The 14,371-nt window shown below is 40.0% G+C and carries 10 protein-coding genes; 3 read left to right on the top strand and 7 right to left on the bottom strand.

Translation table 11 applies throughout. The features are described 5' to 3' along the window. Positions 1–76: 76 nt before the first annotated feature. The 4 genes from wzzE to trxA form a co-directional block, all read right to left on the bottom strand. Positions 77–1,135 (bottom strand): ECA polysaccharide chain length modulation protein, encoded by a 1,059-nt coding sequence (wzzE, locus tag GTH24_RS00965; RefSeq protein ID WP_082151853.1) that lies wholly within the window; start codon positions 1,133–1,135, stop codon positions 77–79. A gap of 24 nt (positions 1,136–1,159) precedes the next feature. Then, positions 1,160–2,248 carry a UDP-N-acetylglucosamine--undecaprenyl-phosphate N-acetylglucosaminephosphotransferase gene (gene wecA / locus GTH24_RS00960; protein ID WP_072070856.1) on the bottom strand — a complete coding sequence of 363 codons (1,089 nt, stop codon included), beginning with the start codon at positions 2,246–2,248 and terminating at the stop codon, positions 1,160–1,162. 411 nt (positions 2,249–2,659) lie between these two features. Further along, positions 2,660–3,919, bottom strand: a complete 1,260-nt coding sequence (gene rho, locus GTH24_RS00955; RefSeq protein WP_036939597.1) for a transcription termination factor Rho — start codon at positions 3,917–3,919, stop codon at positions 2,660–2,662. Between the two features lie 567 nt (positions 3,920–4,486). Further along, complete coding sequence (gene trxA / locus GTH24_RS00950) at positions 4,487–4,813, bottom strand: thioredoxin TrxA (RefSeq protein WP_006535838.1); 327 nt, start codon at positions 4,811–4,813, stop codon at positions 4,487–4,489. Positions 4,814–4,932: 119 nt separating this feature from the next. Between trxA and rhlB the strand changes: the two genes are divergently transcribed. Further along, positions 4,933–6,234 (top strand): ATP-dependent RNA helicase RhlB, encoded by a 1,302-nt coding sequence (rhlB, locus tag GTH24_RS00945; RefSeq protein WP_072070857.1) that lies wholly within the window; start codon positions 4,933–4,935, stop codon positions 6,232–6,234. Between the two features lie 3 nt (positions 6,235–6,237). Next, on the top strand, positions 6,238–7,746 hold the full coding sequence (gene gppA / locus GTH24_RS00940; RefSeq protein WP_072070858.1) for a guanosine-5'-triphosphate,3'-diphosphate diphosphatase: 1,509 nt from the start codon (positions 6,238–6,240) through the stop codon (positions 7,744–7,746). Between the two features lie 73 nt (positions 7,747–7,819). Here gppA and rep read toward each other — a convergent pair whose 3' ends face one another. Then, on the bottom strand, positions 7,820–9,844 hold the full coding sequence (rep, locus tag GTH24_RS00935) for a DNA helicase Rep (protein WP_164525846.1): 2,025 nt from the start codon (positions 9,842–9,844) through the stop codon (positions 7,820–7,822). A 431-nt stretch (positions 9,845–10,275) separates the two neighbouring features. Continuing rightward, entirely contained in the window at positions 10,276–11,751 is a 1,476-nt protein-coding gene (ilvC, locus tag GTH24_RS00930; RefSeq protein ID WP_164525845.1) for a ketol-acid reductoisomerase, read from the bottom strand. A 169-nt stretch (positions 11,752–11,920) separates the two neighbouring features. Here ilvC and ilvY point away from each other — a divergent pair, with 169 nt between their 5' ends. Beyond that, complete coding sequence (gene ilvY / locus GTH24_RS00925; RefSeq protein WP_072070861.1) at positions 11,921–12,808, top strand: HTH-type transcriptional activator IlvY; 888 nt, start codon at positions 11,921–11,923, stop codon at positions 12,806–12,808. Here ilvY and ilvA read toward each other — a convergent pair. Beyond that, positions 12,794–14,368, bottom strand: coding sequence for a threonine ammonia-lyase, biosynthetic (gene ilvA, locus GTH24_RS00920; RefSeq protein WP_072070862.1), 1,575 nt, complete (start codon positions 14,366–14,368; stop codon positions 12,794–12,796). The genes ilvY and ilvA overlap by 15 nt on opposite strands. Positions 14,369–14,371: the final 3 nt, after the last annotated feature.

Genomic DNA, 14,371 nt, shown 5'->3' with positions numbered 1-14,371 from the left:
CCCTTATACTCAATACATCAGGTGCCGAAACACCTGATGTCTCGTTATTGTCATCAATGACAAAATTTAATAGTTATTATTTTTTTAATGAGCTACGTCTTACTAATGCAACACCTGCGCCTGCTAATACACCAATTGCTCCCCAAAGTACCATCATAAAGGCACGGCGAGGACTATCACGTTTTACAGGATCTTCAGGAGTACGTAAGAAACGGTAAGTTTGGAAGTTATCTTGCAATTTTGCTCCCACTGCGAGGGTCGCTAACATTGCTGTATTTTGATCATAATCACTATCAAAATCAGCACCTGTCGCCACTAAAGTTTCTAGTTGCGATTGCAATAAAGGAACACCTAGCAGGAATAATTTAGAGTCAGGCAACTCATCAATCGCAATAGATGTCTGTTTTTGAGAAATACCTTGTTTCTCAGCAACTTTTATTGATTGCTCTAATAAGTTAATTTGACGTTGGTAAGCCGCTTGAGCCGCCATTTCTTGGCGTTTAACTAACGCTTTCATTGACTGTGTTCTTGTTGCCCATGCAGTTATCACTTCTTCATTAAGATGAGTAGATGCTCTTTTATTAGCGAAAGCGATATACTCATTTAATAATTGGCTCGCCTCTTTTGATGATTCTGCAATGAGTCTTAATTGATCATTAACCAATTTTTTCTCATCAGAAGGCGTAAATTGAATATTATTAATTAACTCATCCAATAACGCTGCATTAGCTTGCTCATCGTTTTCTTTGCGTTGCTTGAAATAATCCGTTTGTAGCCAAAACTCGCGGCGAGTATCAAAAGCAGCAATTTGAGTAACAAACTCTTGATAAGCTTCATCAGGAATACTTAAAGCTGGAGTTTGTGCTGATGGATTAATTTGTGTATCAAGATTACGTAAAAACTGAGATTGCGAATAATAACTGCCTAAGTTATTTATCGTTGGTTTCTCTGTCATTGCAATTGCACTCCATTTAGGTTGCATCAAATATGATGCCCCAAGTGCAATCACAGCAAAAAGCAGAGCGAACCCTATAATCCAGCTTTTTCCTGACCAAAGCGCACAACAAAGACCTCGGATATCGAGTTCGTTATCTGGCTGATTACCCTGTCGGGAAGCGTTATTTTCCGAGTTCATCACGTTAAAAGACCTCTGCTTATATTAATGCTGTTGTGTTGCTCTACGTAAGCGGCGCTTATGTCGTTTAATAAAACGAGCGACCCGCCACGCGCGTTTAATGCAATAACCATACATAACAAATGCAAGCAAGAATAATGCCAACATGAACCATTCAGGAATAAATGATAGGTTTTGACCGATAATACCAATCGCGGCTAAAAGTGCAGCAGCCACCGTTATTAAAATAAAGGCTTGGCGAGAGGTAAAACCCGCACGCATAATCAAATGATGAATATGTTGACGGTCTGGTGAGAAAGGGCTCATCCCTTTACGTAAACGGCGGTACATAATTGCCACCATATCCATAAGAGGAATAGCAATTATCCATAATGCAGTGACTGCTTTTACAGGGCGAGGCTGAGTCTGTGTTGATGCAACTAATAGCCAAATAATGGTAAACCCGATCAGAGTACTACCAGCATCCCCCATAAAGACTTTGAATTTTTTACCGCAGACCCCTAGGTTCAAAAGGATATAAGGCAAAATTGCAGCAATAAATGAGAAACACCAGAATGCGAGCGCAGAATTACCACTTTGATATAACAAAATACCTAACGCGCCAAAAGAAACACAAGAAAGACCACCTAATAACCCATCAATACCATCAACCATATTGAAAGCATTAATTGCAGCCCAAACAGCAAAAAGTGTCACAATGTAACCAAAAGGTCCTAAATGCATTTCCCAGGGACCAAAAGCATGACCAAGTGTGTCCAGTTTTAATCCTGCCCCCACCATCATCACGATCCCAACAAATGCTTGGATAGTTGCTCTTATTTTGACACTAATATCAAAGCGATCATCTAACGCACCGATAAAAACAAGAAGTCCCGCACATGCCAGATACAATTCCTTATGAGGAATGTAGATATCTGAAATATAAAATGCGAAAACAATACCAAAATAGACTGAAATCCCGCCCACAAGAGGGATCAATCCATGATGTTTTTTACGATAATTTGGTTTATCCACGAGTCCTATTTTTTTTGCAATTTTACGAGCAAAGAATAAAAATGCGAAAGAAAATAAGAACACATAAAAAACGCTTGTGCTCATTTTTAGTATATCCACAGTACTGTTCTCTATAATAAATATAGCTGGTTATTTTACCCTTCCATGTGTTTTTATTCTTTTTTCCAGCTCCACCACGACGAGTTTCTTCAAAACCCACCACCCTTCATCAATTATAAGTTTTCCTTAACTATTTTTTATTGATGCCATCGCTATTTTTATCAATTACTAAAACATGCAATATATATACCAACTTCTCGCTAAAATATTGCACTCAAAATTTAATTACACCCATAAAAAATAAAAACAAAAAACGCCACAATAGTGTGGCGTTTTTATCATATCGTCATTCTAACAAAGTAAACGAGCTTAACAGCATATAAATTGAGGGGATATTACTTATTCTGTAACAGAGCACACTCTTTTAATATTTTAATGTTGTTATTAGCTCAGCCGCTTTGTTAATAAATCTTATGAGCGTTTCATAAAGTCAAAGAACTCTTCATTTGTCTTCGTCATCGCTAATTTATTAATGAGGAATTCCATCGCGTCGATTTCACCCATCGGATGAATAATCTTACGCAGGATCCACATTTTTTGTAGCTCATCTTGGGTCGTCAGCAATTCTTCTTTACGTGTACCAGAACGATTATAATCGATCGCTGGGAAAACACGTTTTTCAGCAATTTTACGGGACAGGTGCAATTCCATATTACCTGTACCTTTAAATTCTTCGTAGATAACTTCGTCCATTTTAGAACCAGTATCAACGAGCGCTGTTGCAATGATAGTTAAACTACCACCTTCTTCAACATTACGAGCTGCACCGAAGAAACGTTTAGGGCGATGCAATGCGTTTGCATCCACACCACCAGTTAACACTTTACCTGACGAAGGTACAACAGTGTTATAAGCACGCGCTAAACGAGTAATAGAGTCTAACAAGATGATAACGTCTTTTTTATGCTCAACTAAGCGTTTTGCTTTTTCAATGACCATCTCTGCAACTTGTACGTGGCGAGAAGCTGGTTCATCAAAGGTAGAGGCGATAACTTCACCTTTTACCAAGCGTTGCATCTCAGTTACTTCTTCTGGACGTTCATCAATCAGAAGTACCATCAATACGCAATCAGGGTAATTATGAGCAATATTTGCTGCGATATTTTGCAGCAACATTGTTTTACCTGCTTTTGGTGGAGCAACAATAAGACCACGTTGGCCACGGCCGATTGGTGCGGCTAAGTCAAGAACACGCGCAGTTAAGTCTTCTGTTGAACCATTACCACGTTCCATGCGTAAACGATTATTAGCATGTAAAGGTGTTAAGTTTTCAAAGAGGATTTTACTGCGGGCATTTTCTGGTTTATCAAAGTTAACTTCATTAACTTTTAGGAGGGCAAAATAACGTTCACCTTCTTTAGGAGGACGGATTTTCCCTGCGATGGTGTCACCAGTGCGAAGGTTAAAACGGCGAATTTGACTTGGAGAAACATAGATATCATCGGGACCAGCAAGGTAGGAACTGTCTGCGGAACGTAGGAAGCCGAAGCCATCCTGCAATATTTCCAGCACACCGTCACCGAAAATATCTTCTCCACTTTTCGCGTGTTGCTTCAAGATAGAGAAAATAATGTCTTGCTTTCTCATTCGAGCCAGGTTCTCTAGCCCCATATTTTCGCCAAGTGCTATCAGTTCTGATACCGGCGTATTTTTTAATTCGGTAAGATTCATAATGGTGGGTTCTTAATAACTCGGGGTAACTCTCGAACTATGAACGTGAATAGTATAACAGCGAATCGCTGTCAGTTTCGTCATGTGTAAAATTACAGATTATAACTTTCTAACATAAGGGTATAACTAAAATGATAATGTTAGAGAGTATTAATACTATTAGACCAGTCTGCTTTATACCCAGAGAAGTGACATTCATTGTCTTAATGCTATGAGTGTACTTTCAACTTATGGGTTAGGAACATACTTGGAAAAATTTATATTCCTTGAATACTATAGATTATTCTAAGGCAACTTGACTGGTTAGATGAATTCAGATTACTTATATTAAATATCATATTAGATTAAATATCATATCATGTTATTCAATTCTATTACTTTGTACGCTTGATATTCAATATCTCAGACTTATTTAATCATGTCTAATCATATTGACAAGAAGATCCGATATATTATGTAAGTAAGTGGCGCTAACTTATCATGCTTCGAAGCGGACGTCTAGCGGTCAATAACAGAAATACTGACAAGGTCTAAACGTCCTACTTTATTTTTGATATCTAAATCAAATTAGATATTTTCGTCTAAAAACTCTTTTAGTTGAGTTTTTGACAACGCACCTACTTTAGTTGCTGCAACTGCACCATTTTTGAATAAAATCAGTGTAGGAATGCCACGAATACCGTATTTTGGTGCTGTTAGTGGGTTTTGATCGATGTTTAGCTTCGCAACTGTTAATTTACCAGCGTATTCTGTTGCAACTTCATCTAGAATAGGAGCAATCATTTTACATGGGCCACACCATTCAGCCCAGAAATCAACGAGCACGGGGCCGGTTGCATTTAATACATCAGCATCGAATTTGCTGTCAGATAAGTGAAGGATTTTATCGCTCATTGTTCTACTCCAAAGAATAATATTGACCGTACCAGTGTAACATTAAATAACAAAAGTCTGTCTGCATTTCAGCGGATAAACTTTTGTAATGCAACCCATAACTGATATTCTATTACATTATGAGCAAAACATATTTGACAGAAAAGAAGTTTTCCGACTTCGCCTTGCATCCAAAAGTGATAGAAGCCCTTGAGAAAAAAGGGTTCTCTAATTGTACACAAATTCAGGCATTGACGTTACCTATCACTGTGAAAGGTCAAGACATTGCCGGGCAAGCCCAAACAGGAACAGGCAAAACGTTGGCGTTTTTAACCTCAACGTTTCATTATCTTTTAACGCACCCTGCAAAAGAAGGGCATGAAACGAACCAACCTCGTGCTCTTATTATGGCACCAACACGCGAATTAGCCGTGCAGATTTATTCTGATGCTAAAGAGCTTGCACAAAACACAGGGATAAAAATGGGTCTCGCCTATGGTGGCGATGGCTATGATGAACAACTAAAAGTATTAAGTAATGGTGTCGATATTGTTATTGGCACAACTGGGCGCTTAATTGACTATGTTAAACAAGGTCATATTAATCTTAGCGCAATTCAAGTTGTGGTACTTGATGAAGCGGACAGAATGTACGATCTCGGCTTTATTAAAGATATTCGTTGGATCTTCCGTCGCATGCCAGTTGCGGCTGAGCGTATGAATATGTTGTTCTCTGCAACACTATCTTACCGTGTAAGAGAACTTGCCTTTGAACAGATGAATAACCCTGAATACGTTGAAGTTGAACCTGAACAAAAAACAGGTTTTAGTATAAAAGAAGAGCTTTTTTATCCTTCAAATGAAGAAAAAATGCGCCTTCTCCAAACGTTAATTGAAGAAGAATGGCCTGATCGCTGTATCATTTTCGCCAATACAAAACATCGCTGTGACGACATTTGGGCACACCTTGCCGCAGATGGACACCGCGTTGGTTTATTAACAGGTGATGTTCCTCAGAAAAAACGTCTGCGTATTTTAGAGGATTTTACCCAAGGTAATATTGATATTTTGGTTGCCACCGACGTTGCAGCTAGAGGTCTTCATATTCCATCTGTAACACATGTTTTTAACTATGATTTACCTGATGATTGTGAAGATTATGTTCACCGCATTGGTAGAACTGGACGTGCGGGTAATAGTGGTAATTCAATCAGTCTTGCGTGTGAAGAATATGCCCTAAATTTACCTGCAATTGAGACCTATATTCAACATGCTATTCCTGTGAGTAAATATAATAGTGATGCGTTATTGACAGATCTTCCTGAGCCTAAACGCCGTCACCGTCCTCGCCAAAACCAGCCTCGTCGCAATAATGCGCCGTCGCGAAACCGAGGAAATAATACTCAACGTAACAACCGAAATAAACGCCCGAGTCATCCATAAATTATGCTGAAATCTTCATCACTTTATGCTGCTATTGATTTAGGTTCTAACAGTTTTCATATGTTAGTCGTTCGAGAAATTGCGGGTTCAATACAAGTACTTTCCCGTGTGAAACGTAAAGTTCGACTCGCTGCGGGCCTAAACAGTGAAAATGAATTGTCAGAACAGGCAATGGAACGCGGTTGGCAATGTTTACGACTGTTTTCTGAATATCTACGTGATATTCCAGCAGAACAAATCAAAGTCGTCGCAACAGCCACATTACGTATTGCTAAAAATGCAGATATTTTTGTCGCTAAAGCCTCTGAAATTCTGGGTAATACGGTTCATGTCATTAGTGGTGAGGAAGAAGCACGCCTTATCTACCGTGGTGTTGCACATACCACAGGTGGTGCAGAACAACGTTTAGTGGTGGATATTGGCGGTGGAAGCACTGAGTTAGTGACAGGTACCGGCGCCAAAACGACGCAATTGATGAGCCTGAGTATGGGTTGCGTGACTTGGTTAGAGCGCTATTTTACTGATCGCACTCTCACTCAAGAAAATTTTGCCAAAGCACAAGATGCAGCGAAAGCGATACTCGCCCCTGTTGCAGAGAAATTACTTCAACAAGGCTGGCAAGTCTGCGTAGGTGCATCCGGTACTGTTCAAGCTCTGCAAGAGATCATGATTGCGCAAGGAATGGATGAATTAATTACCTTGCCTAAGTTGGAACGACTTAAACATAAAGCAATTGAATGTGGAAAGTTGGAAGAGTTGGAAATTGAAGGACTCACTTTTGAACGAGCCTTAGTGTTTCCAAGTGGACTTGCTATTTTGATCGCCATATTTGAAACCTTGCACATTAAAAATATGATCCTTGCGGGAGGCGCATTAAGAGAAGGGCTAGTCTATGGCATGTTGCACTTACCTATTGAGCAAGATATTCGCCAACGCACCCTTCGCAATATCCAACGTCGTTTTCAAATTGAAATTGAGCAAGCACACCGCGTACAACAACTGGCTGAACACTTTTTTATTCAAGTCAGTAAAAGTTGGCAGTTAGATAATCGTTGTCGTGAATTACTTAATAGTGCCAGTGCATTACATGAAATTGGGCTCAGTGTTGATTTCCGTCAAGCACCATCACATGCAAGCTATCTACTTTCTCATCTTGATTTACCTGGATACACACCAGCACAACGACGTTTATTAGCATCGTTATTAAGAAATCAAATGGGAATTATCGATCTTGCCCCTCTTAATCATCAAAATGCATTGCCGATAAATCAAGCCTATCAATTAGTGCGTCTGCTGCGGTTAGCTATTATTTTTGCTAGCCGCCGCCGCGATGACACACTTCCCGCATTACGATTACGTACTGAGGGTGAAACACTCATTATTACCCTGCCTTATCAGTGGCTTAATGAGCACCCGTTACGGGCTGAAAATCTCCAAGAAGAGATCCAACTACAGAGTTATGTACATTGGTCTTTAATGATTGAAGAACAAAATAGCTCTCGTATAAGTTAACTTTTTACTTATACAAAAATAAAAACCCCTTGTACATTTATATGACAAGGGGTTAATTTTAATAACAAATAAATTATTCAGATTTATGTTTTGCTAGCATTGCTCTTAATCCCGCCACACCCTTTTGCCCTTTTTCTTGCTTCTCTTCTGCACTTAACGCTTTCTTTTTATTAGTATCCCAATTTAAATCATCTTGAGGTAATTCATACAGAAAACGACTTGGATCTGGTCGAATTAATTCACCATATTGACGTCTTTCTTTGCATAATGTAAACGTGAGTGTTTTTTGTGCGCGAGTAATGCCCACATAAGCAAGGCGTCGCTCTTCTTCAACATTATCTTCATCAATACTGCTTTGATGTGGCAATATACCTTCTTCCATACCCACTAAAAAAACATGTGGAAATTCAAGACCTTTAGAGGCATGCAATGTCATTAACTGAACCTGATCTAGCTCTTCTTCTGTTTCACCGCGCTCCATCATATCGCGCAGAGTAAAGCGGTTAACCACTTGAGAAAGTGTCATAGGTTCATGTAATTCATTACCTTCTAGCATTTCACTCATCCATGAGAATAGCTGATTAATATTTTTCATCCTCATTTCCGCAGCTTTTGCACTACTTGAGGTTTCATATAACCAACTTTCATAATCCATTTCATGCAATAAATCGCGCACAGCCAGCAGTGGCTCTCGTTCCGATTTTTGCACTATACGTGACATCCATTGCGAGAATGCTTGTAATGAATTTAAACCTCGTCCAGTTAGCGTTTGGCTTAATCCTAAATCAAAACAGGCATTGTATAAGCTTTTATCTCGAATTTTTGCCCATTCACCTAATTTTTGGATTGTTATAGGCCCAATTTCACGACGAGGTTTATTCACAATACGTAAAAATGCTGCATCATCATCAGGATTAGTAATGACTCGCAAATAAGCAAGAATATCTTTTATTTCCTCTCGTGAGAAAAAGGAAGTTTCCCCTGAAATACGATAAGGAATGCGATTTTGCATCAGATATTTTTCAAAAACACGAGACTGATGGTTACCACGATAAAGTATCGCGTAATCTTTATAATTCGTTTTATTAATAAAATGGTGGGCAATTAATTCACCCGCTACACGCTCTGCTTCATGCTCTTCATTATTTGCTGTTAAAACACGAAGCTCATCACCATAACCTAATTCAGAAAATAATCGTTTTTCAAAAACATGAGGGTTATTTTCAATCAATATATTCGCTGATTTTAAAATGCGCCCTGAAGATCGATAATTTTGCTCAAGTTTGATTACATTGAGTTGTGGAAAATCTTTTTGTAACAACACAAGATTTTGAGGGCGAGCACCACGCCATGAATAAATGGATTGGTCATCATCACCTACAACGGTAAAACGAGCCCTTTCGCCCACCAGCCATTTGACCAATTCATATTGGCTTGTATTGGTATCTTGATATTCATCCACCAACAAATAGCGGATGCGTCTTTGCCAGCGCTCTCTGACTTCTTCATTTGTGCGCAATAACAGGGTTGGCCGGCTAATTAAGTCATCAAAGTCGAGCACATTACAGCTACGCAGATGTTGTTCATAACGTCGAAAGCATTCGGCAAAAGTATGGTCTTGTTGCGATCTCGCCATTCCAATTGCTTGTTCTGGCGTGAGCATATCGTTTTTCCAGTTAGAGATTTGGCTCTTTAACTGAAAAAGTAAATCTTTATCTTCTTCTAATAAATCTACTGTTAATTCTTTGAGTAGTGCAGACTGGTCTTGATCGTCAAATAATGAAAATTTAGCTTTAATCCCTAACGCTTTATATTCGCGTTTAATAATTTCCAACCCCAATGTATGGAACGTTGAGATCATCAATCCCTTCGCTTCTTGACGCCCTAATATTTGAGCAACACGCTCTTTCATTTCACGCGCAGCTTTATTGGTAAAAGTAACCGCCACAATTTGTTTTGCGGGATATTGGCATTGACGAATAAGGTGTGCAATTTTATTAGTAATAACCCGTGTTTTACCGGACCCTGCGCCAGCCAAGACCAAACAAGGGCCTGACACATATTCAACTGCTCTTTGCTGACCGGGATTTAATCGCATACTTTTTCCAAACTTCATTAACCAAGAACATAACGGGGGATAATTGTAGCAGAAACCAGCCAAAGTCTTGAGTATTCCCCCTTTCAATTTTCCTTAAACTATAAAAACGAAAAACCGTACTCCATGAAGAAATACGGTTTCAATAAAATTTAATCTTTATTTTCTGCTTATTTTTCTAAGCTATTTACGTGAGAAGAAGGCGGCAAAGGAGGTTATCCCAAGGAGCATACATCAGTATGTGACTTGGGTAACCGAGTGTAGCCAACGCACTTATCACGTAAATAACGACGAAAAATCAATCAGTATGTGCCTTGGGTAACAGAGCGAAGCCAACGCACTTATCGCGTAAATAACGACAAAAAATCAATCAGTATGTGCCTTGGGTAACAGAGCGAAGCCAACGCACTTATCGCGTAAAGAGCAACAAAAAATTAGTTGCCGACCGCAATCTTCTTCATATCCGTCATATACCCGCGCAACGTTTTACCTACGGCTTCAATTGGGTGCTGACGAATTGCTTCATTGATATCACGTAATTGTGCGTTATCTGTTCCATTATCTTGAACTTTTTTCGCTAAATCACCAGATTGCAATGTTGTCATAAACTCTTTCAGCATAGGAACAACAGCGAATGAGAACAGATAGTTACCGTATTCTGCGGTATCAGAGATAACCACGTTCATTTCATATAAACGCTTACGAGCAATGGTATTTGCGATTAATGGCAACTCATGCAGTGATTCATAATATGCTGATTCAGCAAAAATACCTGCTTCAATCATCGTATCAAAGGCTAATTCAACACCGGCTTTAACCATCGCAACCATTAATACTCCGTGATCAAAGTACTCTTGCTCGCTGATTCTGCCCTCATATTCAGGGTAATTTTCAAAAGCACTCGCTCCGGTCTCTTCACGCCATGTCAGCAAGTTTTTATCATCATTTGCCCAGTCAGCCATCATTGTCTCAGAGAATTTCCCTGAAATGATGTCATCCATATGTTTAGCAAACAACGGAGCCATGATTTCTTTCAATTGTTCTGATAATGCATAAGCACGCATTTTTGCTGGATTAGATAATCTGTCCATCATCAAGGTGATACCACCTTGCTTCAAGGCTTCCGTAATGGTTTCCCAACCAAACTGAATAAGCTTACCTGCATAACCTGGCTCTACGCCATCAGCAACCATTTTGTCGTAACATAACAGTGAGCCTGCTTGTAACATACCGCACAGAATTGTTTGCTCACCCATTAAGTCTGATTTTACTTCAGCAACAAAAGAAGACTCTAAAACGCCGGCACGATGTCCACCAGTTGCCGCGGCCCATGCTTTAGCAATAGCCATACCTTCACCTTTTGCATCGTTCTCTGGGTGAACAGCAATCAATGTTGGAACACCAAAGCCACGCTTATATTCTTCACGAACTTCAGTACCTGGACATTTCGGTGCAACCATAACAACGGTAATGTCATCACGAATTTTTTCGCCCACTTCAACGATATTAAAACCATGAGAATAGCCTAATGCTGCACCTGATTTCATCAGTGGTTGAACCGCTTGAACAACCGCTGAGTGTTGTTTGTCTGGCGTTAAGTTAACGACTAAATCTGCTTGTGGGATCAGTGCTTCATAGGTTCCAACTTCAAAACCATTTTCAGTCGCACGACGCCATGATGCACGTTTTTCATTAATTGCTTCTTGACGTAATGCATAGGCGATATTCAAACCAGAATCACGCATATTTAAACCTTGGTTAAGGCCTTGAGCGCCACAACCAACGATAACGACTTTTTTGCCTTTCAGGTAATTTGCTTCATCAGCAAATTCTTCACGTGACATAAAGCGACATTTACCTAATTGCGACAACTGCTGACGCAGATTCAATGTATTAAAATAATTTGCCATAGAAGACTCCAAAATCGTTGTGTATGTGTTTGCTATTATTATCCTCACTCTCTGTGAGGTGTTGCATGACTTTACTATAGGGGATGAAAGCCGTTGCTTAAATTGATATATTTACAAGATAGTGTTGCAAAAAATGCAACGTTCTTTTTTATCACATGAGTGCCTGACAATGGATATTCGTGATCTCAAGCTCTTTGTACATTTAGCGGAAAGCTGTCATTTCACCAAGACTGCACAAGCAATGCACGTCAGCCCTTCTACACTATCTCGTCAAATTCAACGCCTTGAGGAAAGCTTAGGCCATCCACTGTTTTTACGTGACAACCGACAAGTCACCCTTACTGATGCTGGTGAACAATTAAAGCGCTATGCCCAACAAACCTTATTGCAATATAAGCAACTTAAACACACGCTAAATCAAAATAGCCCCAGCCTTTCTGGTGAGTTACGCCTATTCTGTTCTGTGACTGCCGCTTACAGTCATTTGCCTCCTATTCTTGATCGTTTTCGAGCTGAAAACCCATTAGTCGAAATAAAACTCACGACAGGTGATGCGGCTGACGCGGTCGATAAAGTGCAATCTGATGAAGCGGATTTAGGTATCGCGGGTAAACCTGACAAACTTCCTGAAAATATCTGTTTTGAAAAAATAGGTGAAATCCCATTAGTGCTGATTGCACCAGCACTACCTTGCAATGTTCGCCATCTTGCAACTCAAGAGAAACCAGATTGGCTCAATATTCCGTTTATCATTCCTGAACATGGTCCATCAAGACAACGGATCGCACTATGGTTTAAGCGCCATCGTATCCATAATCCCTCAATTTATGCGACGGTTTCGGGACATGAAGCAATTGTTTCAATGGTTGCATTAGGTTGTGGTATTGCACTTATCCCTCAGGTTGTCGTTGATAACTGTCCTGAACCTGTACGTAATCGCATCTCTTCACTTGATAATATTTCAATGGTAGAACCTTTTGAATTGGGCGTTTGCACATTACACAAACGCCTTCAAGAACCCGTTATCAGTGCTTTTTGGCGATTACTCCACGACTAAACTTGCTGGTTGCGGTGACAAGAATAATTGAAAAGAAGGGTTTCCTGTCTCATCATGATACTCATAACCCAAGTCATCTAAATGTCGCTCAAAACGCCCTTCCGTTTCAGGGAGTTCAAATGCCACCAGCACACGTCCATAATCCGTACCATGGCTACGATAATGAAATAAGGTAATATTCCAATAAGTCCCTAATGTTTTTAGAAACTTCATTAAAGCGCCCGGAGATTCTGGAAATTCAAAGCTAAACAGGCGCTCTTTAAGTGGTTTATTCGGACGCCCACCAACCATATAACGCACATGCAATTTTGCCATTTCATCATCAGATAAATCAGCAACTTGATAACCCGCTACCGTGAGTTCACGTAAAATTTCTTTGCGTTCTTGTAACCCTTGGCTTAGCCGTACACCGACAAAAATACGTGCATTTTCGGGATCAGCATCGCTATAACGATAATTAAACTCAGTAACAACCCGTTGACCTAAGATTTGACAAAAACGTAAGAAACTTCCTTTCTGTTCAGGAATAGTCACCGCCAATAGCGCTTCACGTTTTTCACCGAGCTCACAGCGTTCAGAAACATAGCGTAAACCATGAAAATTCACATTTGCACCAGAAAGAACATGCGCAAGACGCTCACCTTTGATTTGGTGTTCTTCTACGTATTTTTTGAGCCCAGCTAATGCCAATGCACCTGAAGGTTCTGCAATCGCACGTACATCTTCAAATAAATCTTTTACTGCGGCACAAATTGCATCACTATCCACAGTGATAACATCATCAACATATTTTTGGCATAAACGGAACGTTTCATCACCAATACGTTTAACCGCAACACCTTCAGCAAATAATCCAACTCTTGCTAATTCAACGGGATGCCCTACTTCTAAAGCAGCTTTTAAGCATGCAGCTTCTTCAGCTTCAACACCTATTACCTTAATCTCTGGCATAAGCTGTTTGATTAATACGGCGACACCTGCAATTAAGCCACCGCCACCAACAGGCACAAAAATTCGATCAAGATGGACATCTTGTTGTAAAAGCTCCATCGCCAATGTCGCTTGCCCAGCAATTACAGCAGGATGATCAAAAGGCGGCACAAAGGTGTATCCCATCTCTTCTGATAGCGCGATAGCTTTTGCTTTTGCTTCATCAAAATTAGCCCCATAAAGCAACGCTTCTCCACCAAATTGGCGAACAGCATCAACTTTGATATCTGCTGTTGCAACTGGCATCACAATGAGAGCTTTTACTCCCATTCGATTGGCTGACAATGCAACACCTTGTGCGTGGTTCCCCGCTGACGCCGTCACGACACCTTTCTCTTTTTGCTCAGGAGTCAGTCCCGCTATCATGGTATAAGCACCACGTAATTTAAAGCTATGAACTGGTTGTCGGTCTTCTCGCTTAACTAAAATAATATTTTCTAAACGTTCAGAGATTTTTGTCATCTCTTGAAGCGGGGTTACTATTGCGGCTTCATAAACGGGTGCGCTCAGCGCCGCTTTTAAATATTCAGCGCTACTTGGCGCTGAATTTAAAGGTCTAAAGGCAGCCATCTT

It is taken from the genome of Proteus vulgaris, from assembly GCF_011045815.1.
In the GTDB taxonomy this organism is placed as follows: Bacteria; Pseudomonadota; Gammaproteobacteria; order Enterobacterales; family Enterobacteriaceae; genus Proteus; species Proteus vulgaris_B.
The sequence above is the reverse complement of the archived record's forward strand: the minus strand, read 5'-3'. Positions and strand labels throughout refer to the sequence as shown.